At 58.3% G+C, this 21,177-nt stretch carries 17 protein-coding genes; 2 read left to right on the top strand and 15 right to left on the bottom strand.

Annotated features, from left to right (window positions below):
- Positions 1–180: 180 nt before the first annotated feature.
- From AOP6_RS00500 to AOP6_RS00490, 3 genes are read right to left on the bottom strand one after another with little or no spacing between them, the layout of a single operon-like run.
- Complete coding sequence (locus tag AOP6_RS00500) at positions 181–1,104, bottom strand: cysteine synthase family protein (RefSeq protein ID WP_155874692.1); 924 nt, start codon at positions 1,102–1,104, stop codon at positions 181–183.
- Positions 1,105–1,137: 33 nt separating this feature from the next.
- Positions 1,138–1,542, bottom strand: coding sequence for a DoxX family protein (locus AOP6_RS00495; RefSeq protein ID WP_155874691.1), 405 nt, complete (start codon positions 1,540–1,542; stop codon positions 1,138–1,140).
- A 27-nt stretch (positions 1,543–1,569) separates the two neighbouring features.
- Positions 1,570–3,411, bottom strand: coding sequence for a UbiD family decarboxylase (locus tag AOP6_RS00490; RefSeq protein ID WP_155874690.1), 1,842 nt, complete (start codon positions 3,409–3,411; stop codon positions 1,570–1,572).
- 147 nt (positions 3,412–3,558) lie between these two features.
- On the opposite strand from AOP6_RS00490, the gene AOP6_RS00485 reads away from it, so the two are divergent.
- On the top strand, positions 3,559–3,930 hold the full coding sequence (locus AOP6_RS00485; protein WP_213194676.1) for a hypothetical protein: 372 nt from the start codon (positions 3,559–3,561) through the stop codon (positions 3,928–3,930).
- A gap of 69 nt (positions 3,931–3,999) precedes the next feature.
- On the opposite strand, the gene AOP6_RS00480 is transcribed toward AOP6_RS00485, so the two are convergent.
- The 7 genes from AOP6_RS00480 to AOP6_RS00450 form a co-directional block, all read right to left on the bottom strand.
- On the bottom strand, positions 4,000–5,844 hold the full coding sequence (locus AOP6_RS00480) for an acyl-CoA dehydrogenase family protein (RefSeq protein ID WP_155874689.1): 1,845 nt from the start codon (positions 5,842–5,844) through the stop codon (positions 4,000–4,002).
- A 100-nt stretch (positions 5,845–5,944) separates the two neighbouring features.
- Complete coding sequence (uvrB, locus tag AOP6_RS00475; RefSeq protein ID WP_155874688.1) at positions 5,945–7,939, bottom strand: excinuclease ABC subunit UvrB; 1,995 nt, start codon at positions 7,937–7,939, stop codon at positions 5,945–5,947.
- Positions 7,940–8,033: 94 nt separating this feature from the next.
- Complete coding sequence (gene cysS, locus AOP6_RS00470) at positions 8,034–9,515, bottom strand: cysteine--tRNA ligase (protein WP_155874687.1); 1,482 nt, start codon at positions 9,513–9,515, stop codon at positions 8,034–8,036.
- Between the two features lie 139 nt (positions 9,516–9,654).
- Positions 9,655–11,343 (bottom strand): glutamine--tRNA ligase/YqeY domain fusion protein, encoded by a 1,689-nt coding sequence (locus AOP6_RS00465; protein WP_155874686.1) that lies wholly within the window; start codon positions 11,341–11,343, stop codon positions 9,655–9,657.
- Between the two features lie 51 nt (positions 11,344–11,394).
- Entirely contained in the window at positions 11,395–11,880 is a 486-nt protein-coding gene (ispF, locus tag AOP6_RS00460; RefSeq protein WP_213194826.1) for a 2-C-methyl-D-erythritol 2,4-cyclodiphosphate synthase, read from the bottom strand.
- Complete coding sequence (gene ispD, locus AOP6_RS00455; protein WP_155874684.1) at positions 11,877–12,581, bottom strand: 2-C-methyl-D-erythritol 4-phosphate cytidylyltransferase; 705 nt, start codon at positions 12,579–12,581, stop codon at positions 11,877–11,879. The genes ispF and ispD overlap by 4 nt, the downstream gene beginning before the upstream one ends.
- 159 nt (positions 12,582–12,740) lie before the next feature.
- Entirely contained in the window at positions 12,741–13,226 is a 486-nt protein-coding gene (locus AOP6_RS00450; RefSeq protein WP_155874683.1) for a CarD family transcriptional regulator, read from the bottom strand.
- Positions 13,227–13,416: 190 nt separating this feature from the next.
- Between AOP6_RS00450 and AOP6_RS00445 the strand changes: the two genes are divergently transcribed.
- Positions 13,417–14,331, top strand: a complete 915-nt coding sequence (locus AOP6_RS00445) for a putative 2-dehydropantoate 2-reductase (protein ID WP_155874682.1) — start codon at positions 13,417–13,419, stop codon at positions 14,329–14,331.
- Positions 14,332–14,370: 39 nt separating this feature from the next.
- On the opposite strand, the gene AOP6_RS00440 is transcribed toward AOP6_RS00445, so the two are convergent.
- From AOP6_RS00440 to hrcA, 5 genes are all read right to left on the bottom strand, one after another.
- Entirely contained in the window at positions 14,371–16,269 is a 1,899-nt protein-coding gene (locus tag AOP6_RS00440; RefSeq protein WP_155874681.1) for a penicillin-binding protein activator, read from the bottom strand.
- Between the two features lie 57 nt (positions 16,270–16,326).
- Positions 16,327–17,442: a molecular chaperone DnaJ gene (gene dnaJ, locus AOP6_RS00435; RefSeq protein WP_155874680.1), complete on the bottom strand. Its 1,116-nt coding sequence runs from the start codon at positions 17,440–17,442 to the stop codon at positions 16,327–16,329.
- An 89-nt stretch (positions 17,443–17,531) separates the two neighbouring features.
- Positions 17,532–19,445, bottom strand: a complete 1,914-nt coding sequence (gene dnaK, locus AOP6_RS00430; RefSeq protein ID WP_155874679.1) for a molecular chaperone DnaK — start codon at positions 19,443–19,445, stop codon at positions 17,532–17,534.
- Between the two features lie 49 nt (positions 19,446–19,494).
- Positions 19,495–20,082: a nucleotide exchange factor GrpE gene (gene grpE, locus AOP6_RS00425; RefSeq protein ID WP_225897317.1), complete on the bottom strand. Its 588-nt coding sequence runs from the start codon at positions 20,080–20,082 to the stop codon at positions 19,495–19,497.
- A 12-nt stretch (positions 20,083–20,094) separates the two neighbouring features.
- A complete protein-coding gene (hrcA, locus tag AOP6_RS00420) occupies positions 20,095–21,135 on the bottom strand; it encodes a heat-inducible transcriptional repressor HrcA (RefSeq protein WP_155874677.1) in 1,041 nt (346 codons plus the stop codon).
- Positions 21,136–21,177 lie beyond the last annotated feature (42 nt).

The following is a 21,177-nucleotide window of genomic DNA, read 5'->3' as shown; positions in this document are numbered from 1 at the left end:
GAGTTCAAAAATATTACTCTATGAATGTAGCCCATTATTAACAGGTGTCAACAAGCCCACGGCTTCTACGCCACCTAAAAATCGCGACCATGGCATTAAAAAAAGCGGCTCCGGAATAAGTTCGGAAGGCCGCTTTTAAAAGGGTTGAAGCCGCTTATCTTCTTTCTGATCAAACCGAGGCTACGGAGGACAGTTGGCGCAGACCGAGCGAAACAGGGTGGTGCTCAGGTAGCGGTCACCACGATCAGGCAGCAGGGTGACGACGGTCCCCTCCTGCAGAGTCTCCGCATAGCGCAGGGCGCCCGCCACTGCGGCACCACTCGACATGCCGGCGAAGATCCCCTCTTCCATGGCAAGGGACCGGGCTGCGGCAAAGGCGTCCTCGTCCTCCACGGTCAGCTTCATATCCAGCTGGTTCTGATCGTAAATGGCCGGCACGATGGCTTCCTGCATGTTTTTAAGCCCCTGCACCTTATGTCCCAGGCGCGGCTCGACACCTACAATATGAATACCCGCCCGCTGCTCCCTCAGATAGCAACCGACACCCATGAGCGTGCCCGAGGTCCCCATGCCGGCGACAAAGGCGGCAAGGCGCCCCTCCGTCTGTCGCCAGATCTCCGGTCCTGTCGTTTCATAGTGGGCCAGGGGATTGTTCGGGTTGCCGTACTGGTTGGGCATATAATAACGCCCCGGTTCCTCTTCCAGAATCCGGTGTGCCAGCCGGATGGCCCCATCGGTGGCCTCATCGGCCGGCGAAAGGACGACGTCGGCACCGTACGCTTCAAGAATGGCCCGCCGCTCCAGGCTCACACAGGCTGGCATCACCAGTTTCACACGGTATCCCCTGGAGGCGCCTATCATGGCCAGGGCGATACCGGTGTTGCCGGAGGTCGGCTCCAGAATCACCTTGCCAGCGTCAAGAGCCCCCGTTTCCTCAGCCTTGCGGATCATGTAGGCGGCCGGCCTGTCTTTGACAGAACCGCCAGGGTTGTTCCCCTCGAGTTTGGCGAAAAGCCTCACCCGGGGATTCTTCTGCAGCCGGGTCAGTTCCACCAAGGGAGTCTCACCGATGGCATGGATAAGATCAAAACCTCGCTTTTTCATACGTACAAGCACCGCACCTTTCGTTGGAGCCCATCAGCCCCTGTCCACACTGTAGCGCCCCGGTCCGATAAAAATCAGGCCAACAAAGAAGATGCCGTTTTCGATGGCATGGGAGGCCGCCATAAGTCCCTCGCCCCGCCCCAGGTGCATCGTGGCGGCTACAGCCATGGTCACCGCCAGGAAGAAACAGGCCGGCCGGAAAAAGAGTCCCAGCATGAGAAAAACGCCGCCGAAAAACTCAGCGGCGGCGGCGGAAAAGCCCCAGAACATGGGAAAGGCGTCAACGCCAAGATACTGCATGGCGGCACCCAGACTAATCCACTTATCTGGACCGCCAAGAAGCTTGGGAGTGCCATGGAAGAGAAACATGACGCCGATGCCGACGCGCAGCAGCAGCAGGCCAAAATCCTTGTAACGTCCTAGAAATTTAAGAGACATGTCTATCCTTTTCGATGAGGGTGCGAATCAGATGATCCCGTGCAGGGGACCGCCCGGGGCGCCGAGTGCATCCACCCGTTTCTCCACGTGGGGATCATCGAGCAAGGGGGGGGCATGGTGGGGCTTGCTGCGGGCGTCCATGACCAACGCCCCTGCACACCCCCAGTGTTTACCTGTGGTCGAAGCACCGATGCCGTAGAGGTCCAGAGACGGATCGGAGCGGGTAAAGGCAGTCCACAGAAAATTGTTCAGGTGGGCGGCGGCAAAAGAACTGTCGTCGACAACCACGATCAGTGGGAAGCGATTGATGGGACTTTCCGGCGCGTAGGAAAGGCAGAACGCCTCCATGCTCGGGTCAGTGGTGTGCCGCGGGCGCGAACAGGAGGGCCCCTGCACCAGCAGCACACCGGGCATAGCCACGCGGGGATGTGAGAAACCGGCCGGCAGACTCAGTTCTGTAGGAATATCGGAGGTCAGACGGCGGCGCTCTTCACCCGCAGCGGCGATCACCACTTTAGAGCCCGCGTTGAGGGCGCTGCCAGAGTAGTCGAGGGTATCCACCGTGGTGCAGGTCTGGAAATGCAGATCACAGCGCCAGTCGACCCGTTCGAGGATATGCCGGAAAAAGCCGGGGACATCGTGCACATCCAAGTCGGGTTGATCCTCACGGGCAGCCAGGAAAAGATATTTGGCCAGGGACAACTGGCCTTGACCGAGAATGGCATTGGCAATGGTCAGAAGTTCCTGGGGGCGCCGTTTCTTGGCGTAAGGGACATAACGCTCGCTGCCAATGGCCAGCAGCAGCGGGTGTACCCCGGCCGCGTCGACGGCGTGCACCGCGTGCACCCCCGGCAGCACGGTGGGGATAAGGTCTCCCGTCAGTTCGTGGATAAAGGCGCCAAAACTGGTGTCCTCCTGCGGCGGACGCCCGACGCTGGTGAAGGGCCAGATGGCGCCATGCCGATGGTAAACCTGTTCCACCTGAACCACAGGAAAATCATGGGCGAGGCTGTAATAGCCGAGGTGGTCGCCAAAGGGCCCTTCCGGCAGGGTGCGCTTCGGATCGACGGTACCGGTAATGACGAAATCCGCCTCGGCCGGCATGGGCAGTTGTCCCGGCGGTGTCACCAGCGGAATGCGGTGACCACCCAAGGCCCCGGCAAAGGAGAGCTCGGGCATCCCCTCCGGCAGGGGCATGACTGCCGCCACCGTCATGCTTGGCGGCCCTCCCACAAAAATATTGACACGAAAGGGCACCCCCTGCTCTAGAGCCTCGGCGTGATGCACCCCAATACCCCGGTGAATCTGATAATGAAGACCCGCCTCGGCCCCCGGACGATAATGGCCACCGGAAATCTGCACCCGATACATACCCAGATTGCTCTGGCGCCAACCGGGGTTGTGGCTGCTCTCCGAATAGACCTGCGGCAGAGTGATAAAGGCGCCGCCGTCGTCTGGCCAGGATTTGAGCTGGGGCAACTGGCTCAGGCTGGTGCGCCCTGCCAGGATCGGGCCAGACTTCACTCGCTTGGGCAGCAGGTGTAGAGCCCCGCGCGGCACGCCGGCATATTTGAGAGGGTTTTTCAAAAAAGAGGCGGGATTGATCTTGAGGTCGGCCAGGCGGGCCAAGGTATCGAGGGTGTCCCGGAAGATGGTACGGGTCCGTTCCAGGGTACCGAAGAGATTGCCGACCATGGGAAAGCGGCTCCCCTTAACACGGGCAAAGTACAGGGCCGGGCCACCCGCCTGATAGACTCTTCTCTGGATGGCGGCCGCCTCCAGGTTCGGGTCGATCTCGCATTCGATGCGGACAAGTTCTCCCCGGGTTTCCAGATCACGGACACATTCACGAAGGTTTTTATAACCCATTGATTTGTAACGCCCTTTCACACAAGATGAAATAGCGCATCTTACCGAACCGCTTGGGAGATTTCAACAGGAGATTCCGTCGTCCTTGCATCTTGCCGGGCATGGGTTTAATCTCGGCAGATGAGAAGGTATCAAAGGGAGGAAAGTATGACCGAACAGACTGAAGCGCCCGTGCTGGAAATTGAGCCTAAAACCGGCCGGAACCTGGACCCGCTGGTGAAGATGACCCATGCCGTCTACGCCCTGCAGGCCGCCAGTTTCTTCCTCGGCATCTCTCTCTTTGCCGCCGTCATCGTCAACTACATCAAAAAGGAGGACGTCGCCGGCACCTGGCTCGAAAGCCATTTCCGCTGGCAGATGCGCACCTTCTGGTTCACCCTGCTCTGGCTTTTCCTGGGGGCGCTGACCTTCATCGTCGTTATCGGCTACTTCATCCTGACGGGGGCCGCTATCTGGCTCATCTATCGCATCGCCAAGGGCTGGATCTTTTTGGCGGAAAGACGTCCCCTCCCCGCTTGAACCACGGGCAAGTTAGCCGGGGCCGGGGGGCGAGGTCGGCCTTGCCCCTGCCCCCCGGCGTGTCCAGACTCATTCATCCCTACGCGGATGCGCCTCTTGTTTCCAAGTGCTGACAATGTTGCCCTCCAGCCAGGGGAAAGAGCCTTTGAGCACCTGGCGGGCTACCCGGTAGGTACGGGTATCGTCATTGCAATAGACCTCTTGATGGAATCTCTTTATCCGCCTTCTGGCCTGGCGACAGAAGAGATCGGCCAGTTCCTCAGCTCCGGCGGGACAGCCCGGGGAGGCACAGCGGGACAACACCGCACTCATGGCGAACAGTTCGGCTCCCGTATCGACCAGTTTACCAAGGATCACCTGTTTCTTCTGCAAGCCCTGCCGATGGAGCATCATCATGTGGAAGAGATCCCTGGCCAGACGGCGGCTGGCCCTCTCGGCAAAGCGCAGATGGGAAGCCAGGGGACCCCGCAACTCGAAGCCTTCGGGACCCTTGAAGCGTGGCAGCCACAACATCGGATACCAGCGCGCATAGAACTTGCCGGCACCTATCACGTCTATTTTGGACGAGGTCGCCGAGGCACCAGCAACCCGCATGTGAGGATCCAGGGCTTCGCGGGCAATGAACAGGCGCATGATTTCGCTCGTCCCCTCGATAATGAGATTGATGCGGGCATCGCGCAACAATCGCTCCATGGGCATGGGCGCCTCACCTCTTCCCTTCAGCGACTCGGCGGTCTCATAGCCACGGCCGCCACGGATCTGCACCCCGGCATCCACCGTCCGCCACAGGGCCTCACTGCAAAAGAGCTTGGCCAAAGCCGCCTCGAGACGGATATCCATCTCACCCTGATCGGCCATGGCCGAGGTCAGCCAGGCTAGACTTTCCACGGCAAAGATCTCAGCCGCCATGGTCGCCACTTTGGCGGCCACCGCTTCGTGGTGCCCCACGGGAGCTCCCCACTGGCTGCGTTCGTTAGCCCACTCCGTGGACATGGCCAAGGCCTGCTTCATAGCCCCGCCGCAGGCAGCCGGCAGGGTAAGTCTGCCGGTGTTCAGCGTCTGCAGCGCCAGTTTCAGCCCTTTGCCGAGCCCAAGAACGATATTTTCCTTTGGCACCCGCACATTTTCGAAGCGCAGCAACCCGTTTTGAATCCCCTTCAGGCCCATGAAGTCACAGCGGTGTTCGGTGGTCAGCCCTTTTGACTTTCCTTCCACCACGAAAGCGGTGATCTCGGGGCGCTCCTCCTCCAGATCATTCGTGCGAGCCATGACGATAAGGAGATCAGCCACCGGACCGTTGCTTATCCAAAGTTTTTGCCCATTCATAATGTAGGCTTCGCCATCGTCTGTGGGAATCGCCGTGGTCGTCATTTTGGAGGGGTCAGAGCCGGCGCCAGGCTCGGTAAGGGCAAAGGCACTGATTTCACCCTTGGCTAGCCTCGGCAGATAAGCCTTTTTCTGCTCATCGGTGCCAAACATCTTCAGAGGCTGCGGCACGCCAATACTCTGGTGAGCCGACAGCAGCACTGCCGTCGAGGCGCAGTGGCTGGAAACCAGCTGCACGATCCGATTGTAATTCACCTGGGACAGCCCAAGCCCGCCGTATTCGGTCGGAAGCTTGATCCCGAACAGTCCCATCTCGCGCAAGCCATCGATCACCTCAGGCGGTATTTCCTTCTCCCGATCGATGCGATCAGCATCGACCTTATCCGCCAGAAAAATCTTGAGTTTCTCCAGTATCTTGTCGCCGGCCCGTCGATCCTCCGCCCCCTGTTCTGGATAGGGATGGATCAGGGCGGGGCGGAAGCGCCCCATGAACATCTCGCCGACAAAGCTAGGCAGCTGCCATTCCGTCTCACGCGCCGCCTCGGCTACTTCCAGAGAACGTCTTTCTTCCATACCGGGTTTGCTCATAGTTATCCTCCATCACATGCTGGTTAATCTATTCTTTCTAACAGCTTAACAGGTTTTTCCCGGCCTGCTTAGAGGTCTTTTCTGATCGCCAACCTCCCGCCTACTTCAGGCCCAGGTCGTGCTTCTCCAGGGCCAGCAGGCGGTCGCGGTATTCGGCTGCCTTTTCGAAGTCAAGTTCAGCGGCAGCCTGCAGCATCTGTTGACGCAGTACCTTGATTTCCTGCTTAATTTCTCTGGCGCTAAGATATTTGTCCTGTTCTTCTGCCGCCAAGGGTATGTCGATGTAATCCTTTTCGGCAATATCCTCCAAAATGGTGCGCAGCGATTTCTTGACCGTCTCCGGGGTAATCCCGTGCGCCTTGTTGTAAGCGAGCTGCGTGGTGCGGCGACGCTGAGTCTCGTCGATACAGGCCTGCATGGAGCGGGTAATGCGGTCGCCATACATGATGACGTGGCCGTTCACGTTACGGGCCGCCCGGCCACAGGTCTGAATCAAGGAGCGCTCGCTGCGCAGGAAGCCCTCCTTGTCGGCATCAAGGATGGCCACCAGAGAGACTTCGGGAATGTCGATGCCCTCGCGCAGCAGGTTGATGCCGATAAGGACATCGAAAACTCCCCGGCGCAGATCGCGGATGATCTCCATGCGCTCGACGGTATGGATGTCCGAATGGAGATAGCGCACCTTGATCTGCAGTTCTTCAAGGTAGGCGGTAAGATCTTCGGCCATGCGCTTGGTCAGGGTCGTCACCAGCACCCTCTCGCCGGCGGCAGCTGTCGCCCTGATTTCGTGGATAAGGTCGTCGACCTGCTCGCCGGCGGGGCGCACCTCGATGGGGGGGTCGATGAGTCCCGTCGGGCGCACGATCTGCTCCACCACAACGCCTTGCGCCTTCTTCAGTTCATAGTCGGCGGGAGTGGCCGAAACGTAGATGGTCTGTATCCCTTTGGCTTCGAACTCTTCAAAGGTCAGCGGCCTGTTATCGAGGGCCGAGGGCAGCCGGAAACCATAGTTGACGAGAGTCTCCTTGCGCGAGCGATCCCCCCGGTACATGGCCCCGACCTGAGACACCGAGACATGGCTCTCGTCGATGAAGAGCAGGGCGTCCTCGGGGAAATAGTCAAAGAGGGTGGCCGGCGGCTTCCCAGGCTGGCGGCTGTCGAGGAAACGGGAATAGTTTTCGATTCCCTGGCAGTAACCCATCTCTTCCATCATCTCGATATCAAAGAGGGTGCGCTGTTCGATGCGCTGGGCCTCCAGCAGCATATTGTTGGCGCGAAAATACTGGATGCGTTCCCGGAGCTCGTCCTGAATCTCGCAGATGGCGCGGTCGAGGGTCGGCTTGGTGGCCACATAGTGACTGGCGGGAAAGACAGCCGTCTTCGGCAGGCGATCGATGATCTTGCCGCGCAGGGGATCGACTTCGCTGATCGATTCGATCTCATCGCCAAAATAGGTGACGCGCAGGGCGCGGTCCTCCTCGTAGGCGGGGAAAATCTCCACGGTATCGCCTCGCACCCGGAAGGTGCCGCGGTGGAAGTCGACATCGTTGCGGCTGTACTGGATATCCACCAGCTTGCGCAACAGCTCATCGCGAGGGAGCTCCATGCCCTCCTCCAACCCCACCAGCATGCCGTAATAGGCCTCCGGCGAGCCGAGACCGTAGATGCAGGAGACGGAGGCCACGATGAGGACATCCCGCCGGCTGAGCAGGCTGCGGGTGGCGCTGTGGCGCATCTTGTCGATTTCTTCGTTGATGGAGGAATCCTTCTCGATGAAGGTGTCGGTCGAGGGGACGTAAGCTTCCGGCTGGTAGTAATCGTAGTAGGAGACGAAATATTCCACGGCGTTGTTGGGGAAGAGCTCCTTGAATTCGCCGTAGAGCTGGGCGGCCAGTGTCTTGTTGTGAGCCAGCACCAGCGTGGGTCGCTGCACTTCGGCGACGACGTTGGCCATGGTGAAGGTCTTGCCCGAGCCCGTCACGCCAAGCAGGACCTGGTGCGCATCCTGTCGCTGAATCCCTTCCACCAGTTCTCTGATGGCGCGCGGCTGATCCCCGCGTGGTTGATAGTCGGATGTTAGTTCGAATCGTGCCATGGCTGCACCCTTTCGCCGGCAGACGGCTCCAAACGCAAAAGGGGGCTCATTCGCCCCCAGTCTTGCTCTTTCGCCGCTGCTTATCCATTGTCCTCTATTTGAGCTTCCAGGTCGTCCCTTCGGGCGAGTCCAGCAGAAGAACGCCTTTGGCGGCCAGCTCGTCGCGAATCTCGTCGGCCCGGCTGAAATCCCGGTTTTTACGGGCCTGCTTGCGTTCCTCGATCAAGCCTTCGATCACAGCGGGACTCAGGCCGCTATCGGCGAGGCCTTCTTCCTGGGTTTTGGCCAGCCAGGCGGCCGGTTCGGAACGGAAGAGGCCTAGGACGCTCCCCAGCTGCTCGACCTTGGTAAGACCGTCTTTGAGAACCAGCAGGGACAGCGGGCACTCGTCAAAACGCTTTTCACCCATGATGCGATTCATGCCCCGAATTGCTTCGAAGAGATGGCCAATGGCCAGGGCCGTGTTGAAGTCATCGTCCATGGCCTCGCAGAAGCGGTCTTCCAAGGCTTCGATGCGGTCATAGACCTCCCGCTCCTCGTCTTTAACCATTTCACAGGGGACCTGGTTGGGAATCGGCGTTTTTTCAAGAATATCGCGGGCCGCCTTGAGGGACTCGTAAAAACGGGTCAGACCGGCCTTGGCGTCCTCCAGGTTCTTGTCAGAAAAATCGATGGGCGAACGGTAGTGGGCTGAGAGGACGAAAAAGCGTACCACCTCCGGATCATATTTTTTCAGGATGTCACGGATGGTGAAGAAATTGCCCAGGGACTTGCTCATCTTCTCTTGGTTGACGTTGACGAAGCCGTTGTGCAGCCAGTATTTGACAAAAGGCTGCCCAAAAGCGCCTTCACTCTGGGCTATCTCGTTCTCATGATGAGGAAAGACCAGATCCTTGCCGCCGCCGTGAATGTCGAAGGACTCGCCGAGAAATTCTACCGACATGGCCGAGCACTCGATGTGCCAACCCGGCCGTCCCAGTCCCCAAGGCGATTCCCATGAGGGCTCTCCCGGCTTGGCGGCCTTCCACAGAGCAAAATCCATGGGGTTGCGCTTGCGTTCCCCAGGCGCGATGCGGGCGCCGGCCCTCATTTCATCCATGTTTCGCTTGCTCAGCTTAAGGTAGTCGGGGAATTTATCAACGGCGTAGTAGACATCACCCTCCGCCTCGTAAGCCATGCCCTTGTCGATGAGCTTCTGCACGATGGCCACGATCTGAGGGATGAACTCGGTCGCCTTGGGCTGATGGGTAGGCAGTTCCAGACCAAGGGCGGCCATATCCTCGTCAAAGGCCCGGATGAACTCTTCGGAGAGCTCCTTACTGGAAATCTCCCTCTCATTGGCCCGCTTGATTATCTTGTCATCGACGTCGGTGTAATTGCGCACGTAGGTGACGTCGTAACCGGCAAAACGCAGATAACGGTAGACGATGTCAAAGACGATATTGGCGCGGGCATGGCCGATGTGGCAGTAATCGTAGACTGTGACGCCACAGACGTACATGCCCACTTTGCCGGGCTGCAGCGGCACGAATTCTTCTTTGTTGCCGGTGAGGGTATTGAAAACGCGCAAGGTCATGAAAAAAGACTCTCCTTGTCTGGCCTTGAATTGAGAGCCGCCAGCGCGGGGCTGGCGGTCTCACCTTAATAGCACAGGATATCAGTCATGGAAACCCCATTTGACCAAGGGTTTCGGATCAACGGACTCTCGGGGAGGGTCAGTTGCCCGCCTTGGCCCAGGAATCCCTGAGGGTGGCCGCCCGATTGAAAACCAGGGCTCCGGCCGCGAAATCCCGTGAATCGACACAGAAATAACCCTGGCGTTCAAACTGGAAGACCTGCCCTGCCGCAGCCTGAGCCAGTGAAGGCTCGACCGGGCATTTCACCAGTATCTCCAGGGAGTCGGGATTGAGATGGCTCCGATAGTCCGTGCCGTCCTTATCCCCGGAGGGATTGGCCTTCTTGAAGAGGCGGTCGTAGAGCCGGATTTCGGCCTGAACCGCATGCCGGGCCGACACCCAGTGGATCGTACCCTTGACCTTGCGGCCGTCGGCCGGAGCCGCCCCCTTGGTCTGGGGGTCGTAGCTGCAGCGCACCTCGACCACTTCCCCCGTTTGCTCATCCTTGATGACCTGCTCGCAGCGGATGATATAGCTGTAACGCAGGCGGACTTCCTGGCCAGGCGCCAGACGGAAGAATTTTTTGGGCGGATCTTCCATGAAGTCCTCCCGGTCAATATAGACTTCCCGGCAGAAGGGCACGAGGCGGCTACCCATTTCGGGGCGTTGGGGGTGGTTGGCGGCTTCGAATTCCTCCACCCGATCTTCCGGGTAATTCTCGATGACGAGCTTGAGAGGACGAAGCACGGCCATGGCCCTCGGTGCCGTTTCATTGAGGTCTTCGCGCAGACAGTCTTCAAGGACACTCATGTCGATCCAGCTGTCGCTCTTGCCGACGCCGATACGGTCGCAGAAGGTGCGGATGGCCGCCGGAGTAAATCCGCGTCGGCGCAGGCCGGCGATGGTCGGCATGCGCGGATCGTCCCAGCCCGTCACATCCTTCTTCTGCACCAGTTCCAGCAGCCTGCGTTTGCTCATCACGGTGTATTCGAGGTTGAGACGGGCAAACTCATACTGACGGGGGCGGCTGGGCAGACTCAGATTATCGATAAACCAGTCGTAGAGAGGGCGATGATCCTCGAACTCAAGCGTGCAGATGGAATGGGTCACCCCCTCGATGGCGTCCGACAGCGGGTGGGCGAAGTCGTACATGGGGTAGATGCACCACTGATTACCCGTACGGTAGTGGCTCGCCCGCTGGATGCGGTACATGACAGGATCGCGCAGGTTCATGTTGGGTGAGGCCATATCGATCTTGGCCCGCAGCGTATGGGCGCCGTCCGGGAACTCGCCGGCCCGCATGCGGCGGAAAAGGTCGAGATTTTCGTCAGCGGAACGGCTGCGGTAGGGGCTTTCCTGTCCCGGCTCGGTCAGGGTGCCCCGCAGGGCCCGCACCTCGTCCGCCTGGAGACTGTCGACATAGGCCTTGCCGGCCGCAATGAGCTGGCAGGCAAAATCGTAGAGCTGCTCGTAATAATCCGAAGCATAGTAGAGATGTTCCCCCCAGTCGAAACCCAGCCAGCGCACGGCATCCTTGATGGCCTCCACATACTCGACGCTTTCTTTTTCCGGGTTGGTGTCGTCGAGACGCAGATGGCAGCGGCCGCCGAAATCGGCGGCCAGGCCGAAGTTCAGACAGATGGACTTGGCGTGGCCGATGTGCAGATAGCCGTTGGGCTCCGGCGGGAAGCGCGTCACCACCGGCCCGACCACTCTTTGTTCCTTGAGGTCGGCGGTGATGATGTTGCGGATGAAGTGGGAAACCGGGGCTGCGTCTGGCGTGCTCATAAGGAATCCTTCCCTGTAATCTGTAAAAAAGCCCGTCAGGCCTTTGGAATATCAGTGTTCGTCCCTGATCCTCTGCAAAAGGACGATGGCGTGGGTCGAAATACCTTCACCACGACCCTCGAACCCGAGTTTTTCCGTCGTGGTTGCCTTGACGTTAACCCTGGCGCTCTCCGTTGCGCAGGCTTCGGCAATATGACTGACCATCTGCCCGATATAAGGCGCCAGCTTGGGGCGTTGGGCGATGACGGTCGCATCGATATTGCCGATGGCGTAACCCTTCTCCGCCGCCAAGGTCATGACATGCCTGAGCAGGACCAGGCTGGAAATACCGCGGTAAGCCGGATCGGTATCGGGAAAGTGGCGGCCGATATCCCCGAGAGCCAGAGCCCCCAGGATCGCGTCACAGATGGCGTGCAGAAGAACGTCGGCATCGGAATGGCCCAGCAGCCCGAGTTCATAAGGAACTTCAACGCCACCGAGAATAAGTTTTCTGTCCGGCACCAGGCAATGGACATCGTAGCCATGACCGACTCTCAGCATGGGGAATCCTCCTGGCCGGCCTGCCAGATGGCCTCGGCGGCCAGCAGATCTTCCGGCGTCGTGATCTTGATATTGCGGTAGTCTCCCTCGACCATGGCTACAGGCAGTCCCAATCGCTCCACCAAACTGGTGTCGTCCGTGCCGAGGAAACCATCCGACAAGGCCTGCTCGTGGGCCTTGACGATAATCTCGAAACGGAAGGCCTGGGGTGTCTGCGCCTGCCAGAGGAAGCTGCGATCCGGGGTGCCAGACACCATCCCTTTCCGCACTTCCTTAATGGTGTCTTTGACCGGCACGCCGGCCAGGCAGGCGCCGGTGCGCTTGGCGCTCTCGACAAGATCCGCCAGACGATGGCCGGGGAAAAAGGGGCGCACCCCGTCATGAATCAGAATGATGTCGTCGGGGTTCGCGTCGCAGGCCAATAAGCCATGGCGCACGGAATCCTGCCGCTGAGCGCCACCGGCCACGATCTCCCGCACCTTGGCAAAACCATACCGGCGCACCACCTCCTCGCGGCAGAACTCAATCTCATCGGAAGGCGAGATGACATAAATTGCATCAACGAGGGGATGATGATCGAAACAGGCGAGGGTGTGGGCTAGAATGGGTCGTCCCGCCAGATGGAGGTACTGCTTGTTGACAGCGGCTCCCATACGGCGACCCATGCCGGCGGCGGGGATCAGAACGATGACACTCATGCTGCTCCGAAAAGGACGAACCGCATCCCCGAAACCGTGCGGAGCAGGGATTGAAGGCTGTCAAGAATCCCGTCTCTACAACGGTTTGACCCAATGAAGGCATAAAAGAAAAAACCAGACGCCAAGGCGTCCGGCTTCATAAGAATGGTGCGTGCCCCCCTAGTTGAGGAAGCAGTTTTCCAGGCGCTCGACGACCAGGTTTTCCTCAGCCCCTTCAGCCAGCGCGATTTCTTTCACCAGCAGTTTGCGGGCCAGTTCCAGAACCTTCTTCTCTCCGTAGGAGAGCTCCTTGCCTTCCTTGATGAGATAGAGTTCTCGAAGGACCTCTGCCACCTCAAAGAGATCGCCGGACTTGATCTTTTCGTTGTATTCCCGCTGTCTTCGGCTCCAGGAGACGCCGCCGCTGGCATCGGCCTGTTTATCGCCGAGCACATCGTACAGGGAGGGAATCTGATCCCTGCCGATCAGGCCCCGCAAGCCCACATTGCCTGCATTGGACACCGGAACCATGATGAGCATATCGCTGTCAACGATCCGAAGGACATAAAACTCATGCTTTTGTCCGGCAAACTCCTTGGCTTCAATCGCCTCAATCACCCCTACCCCTTGTGCGGGGTATACTGCCTTATCACCGACTTTAAACATGTTTTTTCCCCTTTCGGAAACCGTTGAAATATACCACAGCAAGCGGCTTTGGTCAACAGGCGCAGACTGTTTGCCCTATGTCAGCCGCCTTTCATTGTCGTATTTACCCCTGTCATTTCTGGTTGTTCGTGCTATTTTACGTTTTTATGGTGACCCTGTGTTCAATGCTCACGAAAGGATGGCTCGAACCATGAAAATAGCCATTATCGGTGCTGGCGCTCTCGGGCTTTACTACGGTGCCATGCTGCAGCGAGGCGGCAATGACGTCCAGTTTCTGTTGAGACGGGACTATAAGGCGATCCGCGCAAAAGGACTGACCGTCACTTCGGTGAACGGGGACTTTCATCTCCCTGAGGTCAAAGGCGTCGCTGCCTGCGCAGAGCTGGAACGGGCAGAATTGATCATTGTCGGGCTGAAAACCTTTCACAATGATCAGCTGGTTGAACTCTGCCGGCCGGCGGCAGGAGAAAACACGATTTTTCTGACACTGCAAAACGGTCTGGGAAATGAAGAGGTGTTAGCAGCAACCTTCGGCGAGGATCGCGTCATGGGAGGCGTGGCGTTTTTGTGCTCCAATCGCGGCGAGCCCGGTACCGTCCACCATCTGGGACAGGGGGCTATACGACTGGGAGAATTCGGGAGCGGCGGCCCAGCACGGGCAGAAAAAATAGCGGCGCTTTTCCGAAAAGCCGGAATCCCCTGCGAGACGGTCACCGATCTGGTCAAAGCCCGCTGGGAAAAACTTATCTGGAACATCCCCTTTAATGGACTCTGCGCCCTTACACAGCGCCCCACGGGATACCTGCTCTCCAAAGCCGCCATACGACGGGAGGTGGAAGCCATCATGCGAGAAGTCATCGCCGGCGCTAACGCCCAGGGGCTCAGCGCCCCCATCGACGCGACCGAGGTTATCCCCCGCCTGCTGGAAGTCACAGAAACAATGGGAGATTATCGTCCCAGCATGATGATCGATCGGCAGGAAGGCCGCCCCCTCGAACTGGAGGCCATCTACGGCAGAGCCCTGTCCCTGGCGGCGTCAAGAAATATCGATATGGGGAAAACCCGCCTGCTCCAGGCCTTGCTGCAACTCGAAGAACAAGCCTGAGCGGCAGGGTAGACCCCTGGTGGGAAAAGGCGACACCCATCAATTGATCTGAACGATGTTCCCGTTCTGAACCTGTAGAATAAAGAGCACCTTTTCCGCCTCACCATCCACGTCAAAAGAAGTTGCCCCGGTGACACCAGGGTAGTTCACCACCTGCAACAGGGCCTGGCGAAAATCCTCTCTCGTTCTTATCTCCGGGCGCGACAATATCGACAGCATCAGCATGGCGGCATCGTAACCCTGAGCTTCCAGGATAGACGGCTCTTCACCGTAAACTTCAAAATAGCGCGCGACGAAATCCCTTACGAAAGGATAGGGACTGTAAGGATAGAACCCGTCGACGAAGACTGCTTTTTCGACATAAGCGCCGGCCACCCGGATCAACTCCGGGGAATTCCAGCCGTTAATGCCAAGAAGCTGCACATTTTCAACCTCATAATAGGCGAGCTGTGGCACCAGCAAGCCGATCCTGTCGGCATAATCCGGTATAAAGAGTGCCTCAAATTCCAGCCCTTCACAGGCAGGTGTCTCTTCTTCTGCGAGTCCCTCTTCTGCCAACTCCTCTTTGTCCACCGGCACTTCTTCTTCCGGCGCGTCAGGATCCTGATTCAGCAGCAACTTGATGGAGCGGCGAAAATCCGTTCCTTCCGTCGGAAAGCTTTGCGTCTTCACCACAACTCCACCGCGCGATTCCACGGCCGCGGTGAAAAGCTCTGCCATCTCCTGCCCCAAACGGTTTTCCGGGTAAAGCACCGCAAAACCAAGCAGACCTTTTTCCACCACCGCATAATGGGCCAGGGCTTCCACCTGCAGGCGGCTGGTCAGAGAATTTCTGAACACATAGGATCCCATGGAGGCCAGCCCGTCCCGCTGGGAGAGCGTCATGAGCGGCAGCTTCTCCGTCTGCGCGGCAACGGCGGCGGCTTCCGAGGCGACGCCGGAGAGTGGGCCGACCACAGCCATGACCCGATCTTCCCTGGCCAGGGTTCTGACGGCATGGGCTGTGGTCACAGCTTCACCGCCGCCATCACGGAAAACAAGGTCCATCTCCGAAGAATCTATCCCTTCGATTTGGACCGCAAGCTCCATGCCTTTACGCACCAACTCGCCAAAAGGAGCAAACTTTCCACTCAGGGGCAGTACCGCCCCAATGGCCCGCTCCAGCCAGGGACTTCCGGTGATGCTGTCCAACAGATTCAGGGCTTCCGCCCTGGAGGGAAAATCTTTCTTCGCCTGGGCAATACGCTCCAGCAAAAACCGCGCCCCTTGCCTGTCTCCCCCCTCATAAGCACGGACGGCCAGCACATAGTCGGCTTCAAGACCCAAGGGGCCACCCTCAAACATGAAGGCGGCCTCGTTCAGTTCATCATCGGTCAATTCTTCACGCATGAGGCGCTGAGCCCGGCCAAACCCCTTGGCCTCCACTTCAACTATCCGGTGCACGATCACCAAAGCTTCCAGACTTCTGTTCTGGCGGGCATAAGCCTCGGACATCGCGTTCAGACGCATCAGCTCCAACTCGACCGGCAGCGTCGACGTCTGAATCCCCGTCAACAAGGCCAATCCGCGCTCAGAGTGCCCGGCCGAAACAAGCGCAGCCCCCTCGAGAAGCCGACCTTCAATCCCTTTGACAGTTTCAGGCACCCTGTCCAAATGCAGAAATACCAGATCCGTCTCCCCACGGACCTGGAAGATCCTGGCCAACAGGAGGTGGGCCTGAGGCGTATACGGAGAGGCCGGGTAGTTCTGCAGAAAAGCCCGCAAGGCAGCCAGGGCGGCATCTTGCTGTCCCAAAGACAGCAACGTTTTGCCGGCCTCAAAGGCCTTTTGGTCGGGAGAGGCTACTTGAGACGCCTGCACTTCTTCTACCGCCACAGCCAGTGGCACACCAGCCAGGCCGAAACACAAGGCCAGAAACCCGATTACAATGCCTTTCATCGCTCCCCCTCCTCCTTTCAGAACTGCCCAGTCAAGCTGTTTTCACGGCCTTTTGTGCTAGCCAAAAAGCTCTTTGACCTTGGTAAAGAAACTCTTTCCCAGGGGATGGCATTCCTCGCCTTCTTCCCGGGCGAATTCTTCAAGCAGCTCCCGCTGTCGCGCCGTCAGCTTGGTAGGCGTCTCCACCCGCAGCACCACCAGCTGATCTCCCCTGGAATACCCCTGTAGAGAAGGAAAGCCCAGGCCCTGCAATCTGAGAACTTTTCCCGACTGGGTGCCGGGAGGGACCTTTATCTTGACTTTCTTTTCCAGGGTCGGCACTTCGAATTCACACCCCAGAGCGGCCTGCACAAAGGAGATAGGGGTCTCGCAGAGAATATCCTGACCCTCGCGCTGGAAAAGAGGGTGCTCTTTCACGGTGATCACCACAAAAAGGTCCCCCGGTGGGCCACCCTGGGAACCGGCTTCTCCTTCGCCGTTAAGCTTGAGACGGTTGCCGGTTTCCACCCCGGCGGGGATCTTCAGAGAAACCGTCTTCTTCTCTTTGATCCGTCCGCTCCCTTTACATTCGGGGCAGGGGGTCTCGATGATCTTTCCTTCGCCGGCACAGTCCGGACAGGGTCTGGTCAGGGAAAAAAAACCCTGCTGGTATCGGACCTGCCCGGCCCCACGGCAGGTGGGACAGGTTTTGGCGCTGGTCCCTTTTTTCGCTCCGGAACCGTCGCAGACCTCACAACTTTGGTACTTGGGGATCTGGATTTTGGTTTCGACCCCGAAAGCGGCTTCCTCGAAGGAGATGGTCAGATTATAGCGCAGATCGTCTCCACGCCTGCCGCGCCCTCGTCGTGCTCCGCCACCGAAGATATCGCCAAAAATGTCGCCAAAAATGTCTTCAAAGGGGCTGCCTCCGAAACCAAAGCCCTCGGAAGAAAAACCGCCGCCGCCGAGACCGGCATGACCATACTGGTCATAGGTCGCGCGCTTCTGGGGATCGGACAGCACCGCGTAGGACTCGGAGAGTTCCTTGAAGCGATCTTCCGCTTCCTTGTTGCCTGGGTTTTTATCCGGATGAAATTTGATGGCCAGGCGGCGATAGGCTTTTTTTATCTCCGTTTCGCTGGCGTTGCGGTTGACTTCCAGTACTTCGTAATAATCACGTTTGCCGTTGGCCAAGGGTCAATCCTTTTTCCTGGGGTCAAAATGGTGGTAGGGGCACGGCGCGCCGTGCCCCTACCGGGCTGCAGATAAACTGTGGAATCCAGTTATTTCTTGGAGTCGTCGACTTCCTCGAATTCGGCATCGACAACGTCGTCGGCACCCGCATCCTTGGGACCGGCGGATCCCTCTTCGGGAGCTGCCCCTTCCGCTGCCTGCGCCTTGGCATACATGGCCTCGGCGAGTTTGTGGCTGGCCTGGGCAAGCTCCTCGGATTTCTTTTTGATCTCGTCGGCGTCGCTGCCCTCCATGGCTTTTTTCAGCGCCTCAGCCCCTTCTTCGATCTTCTTGCGGGTTTCGGCGTCAACCTGATCGCCGTGTTCCTTGAGCGACTTCTCGGTCGTATAGACCAGGCTGTCGGCCTGATTGCGGGCCTCGATCAGTTCGCGCTTCTTTTTGTCCTCGGAAGCGTGGTTTTCGGCATCCTTGACCATCTTGTCGATTTCCTCCTCGGAGAGGCCGGAAGAAGCGGTGATGCGAATGGACTGTTCCTTGCCGGTGCCAAGATCCTTGGCCGAGACGTGCAGGATACCGTTGGCATCGAGGTCGAAGGTTACCTCAACCTGGGGAACGCCGCGGGGAGCCGCCGGGATACCGACCAGTTCGAAACGACCGATGGTCTTGTTGTCGGACGCCATCTCCCGCTCGCCCTGCAGAACATGAACCGATACAGCAGGCTGATTGTCAGCGGCCGTAGAGAAAATCTGGCTTTTCTTGCAGGGGATGGTGGTGTTCTTCTCGATCAGTTTGGTCATGACCCCGCCCAGGGTTTCAATACCCAGGGAGAGCGGGGTAACGTCCAGCAGCAGCACATCCTTGACGTCGCCTTTGAGGACGCCGCCCTGAATGGCGGCCCCGATGGCCACGACCTCGTCAGGATTAACCCCTTTGCTGGGAACCTTGCCGAAGATGTCCTGTACCTTCTTCTGCACAGCCGGCATGCGGGTCATGCCACCCACCAGGATAACCTCGTCAATCTCGGAAGCCGACAGACCGGCATCCTTGATGGCGACCTTACAGGGGTTAACCAACTTGTCGAGGAGGTCAGAAACAATGCTCTCCAGCTTGGCCCGGGTCAATTTAAGATTGAGGTGCTTGGGGCCACTCTGATCGGCAGTGATAAAGGGCAGATTGATGTCGGTCTCCATGGAGGACGACAGCTCAATCTTGGCCTTTTCAGCCCCTTCTTTCAGGCGCTGCAGAGCCATTTTGTCGCCGCGCAGGTCGATGCCCTGGTCTTTTTTGAATTCGTCGGCAATGTAGTCAATAATGCGCTGGTCAAAATCCTCGCCACCGAGGAAGGTGTCACCGTTGGTCGACTTGACCTCGAAAACGCCGTCGCCCAGTTCGAGAATAGAGATATCGAAGGTACCGCCACCCAGGTCAAAGACAGCGATCTTCTCTTCCTTTTTCTTGTCCAGACCATAGGCGAGGGCCGCTGCCGTCGGCTCGTTGATGATGCGCAGTACGTTGAGGCCGGCGATCTTGCCGGCGTCTTTGGTGGCCTGCCGCTGCGAATCGTCAAAATAAGCCGGTACAGTGATGACAGCCTCAGTGACCGCTTCCCCGAGATAGTCCTCCGCCGTCTGCTTCATCTTCTGCAGGACCATGGCGGAGATCTCCGGCGGGCTGTACTGTTTGCCGCGAGCTTCCACCCAGGCATCGCCGTTCTCCGCTTTGGTGATCTTGAACGGGCTGATCTTGATGTCTTTGGCCACCGTTTCCGTGTCGAACTTGCGCCCGATGAGACGCTTGATGGCAAACAGGGTGTTTTCCGGATTGGTCACAGCCTGTCGCTTGGCCTGCTGGCCAACCACCCGCTCGCCGCTTTCGGTGAACGCCACCATGGATGGGGTGGTGCGGGCTCCTTCCGAATTAGCTATGACAATGGGCTCGCCACCCTCCATGATTGCTACGCAGGAATTGGTCGTTCCCAGATCGATACCGATTACTTTACCCATGATATATGTCCTCCTTTAGACGTTAAGCTGCTGTTTTTGTGTTGGATTTTCAGTTGGTCTCCGTCTCGGATTTCTTTGCTGGCTGGCGTGTCACCATGACAAGAGCCGGACGCAATAACCGATCGTTTAACAGATAACCCTTCTGCAGTTCCTGCGCCACCGTATTGGGAGGCTGGTCGGCGCTTTCGAGCTGTCCCATGGCCTCATGAACCGCGGAATCAAAGGGCTTGCCCAGGGTTTCAATAGGGGCGACGCCGAACTTGGCCAGGGCCTTCCGGAACTGGTCCATGGTCATGCACACCCCTTCCAGCAACCCCTGGACATCCGCCTCATCTGTGGAGGCATGTTCGACGGCCCGCTCCAGATTGTCCAGCACCGGCAGAATCTCCCGGATAAGGTTCTCATTGGCAAAGCGAGCCAAATCTTCTTTTTCCCGCTGCGCTCTCTTGCGATAGTTTTCCAGGTCCGCACAGGCGCGCACGTATTGATCGTAACGGCGAGCAGCCTCTTCCTTGGCGGCGGCCAGAGCTGCCTCCGGCCCTGCCACGGCCTCCTCCACAGGGATTTCCTCCGCGGCAATCTCTGTAGCCTGGTTGCTTTCAAGATTCTCCTGATTTTCTTTGCTTGCGTCAGACACCTTGATCTTCTCCTATTCCGACTCAATAGCCAAAATCTGGCTTACCATCTTTGCTGTATAGTCCACGATGGGAATGACCATGGAATAGGGCATGCGGCTAGGGCCGATGACCCCGAGGGTTCCGATGGTCCCCTGGCGATCTGAATACGAAGACGTCACCAGACTGCACCCTTCGATTTCACTGTATTCCGTCGCGCTTCCGATGAAAATCTGCACGCCCTGCGCTTTCTGGCTCTTGTCGAGCAGGTCGACCAGTACACTTTTCTGCTCAAAAGCCCGGAAGAGCCGCTTCATCCGTTCCAGATCCGAAAATTCCGGCTGTTCCATGATGTTGAACGCCCCCTCGATGAAGACCTGACCACCCAGCTCATCCTTGAGGGCCTCGCCCGAAAGCAGCAGCGCCCTCTGTAGTAGCTCGTTGTAAAGGGCCTTCTCCTGGGACATTTCGTCCAGGATCTTCTCCTTGATTTCCTGGATGGTCTTCCCGGTCAGGGTATGGTTGAGCATGTTGGTGATCTTTTCCAGCTCTTCCTGACGGATGGGCTCATCCACCTCGATGATCTTGTTCTGCACCAAGCCGCTTTGGGAGACGAAGACAACCAGGATCTTCCCCTGCGACAGCCGCAGGAATTCAATGTGCCGAAAAACGGTCGTGGCCAACCGGGGCGCCATGACGATCCCCGTATAGTTGGAGATGGACGACAGCGCCTTGCCCGCTTCCTGCAGAAGTTCTTCCACCCGCAGGCCCTTGAAGTGGTAGCGGCGCTCCAGATCCTGCCTCTCCCGCAGACTGAGCTTTCGAACCTGCAGGAGGGAGTCAATGTAGAAGCGGTAGCCCTTTTCAGTCGGGATACGGCCGGCGGACGTGTGGGGCGAAACCAGATAGCCCATGTCTTCGAGGTCGGCCATGACGTTGCGCACCGTCGCCGGCGACAGTCCCATCTGGTGACGGCGGGTCACACTGCGCGAACCGACCGGTTCCGCCGACTCGATATAATCCTCGATGATGGCTTCAAGTATGAGGCGACCACGTTCATTCAGGTCTGCTGCCATATCGCACCGTCCCACAAAAAACAGAAGCCGGCTGACCCGGCC

Origin of the sequence: Desulfuromonas sp. AOP6 (genome assembly GCF_009731355.2) — a bacterium.
Lineage (GTDB): Bacteria > Desulfobacterota > Desulfuromonadia > Desulfuromonadales > SZUA-540 > SZUA-540.
The sequence above is the reverse complement of the archived record's forward strand: the minus strand, read 5'-3'. Positions and strand labels throughout refer to the sequence as shown.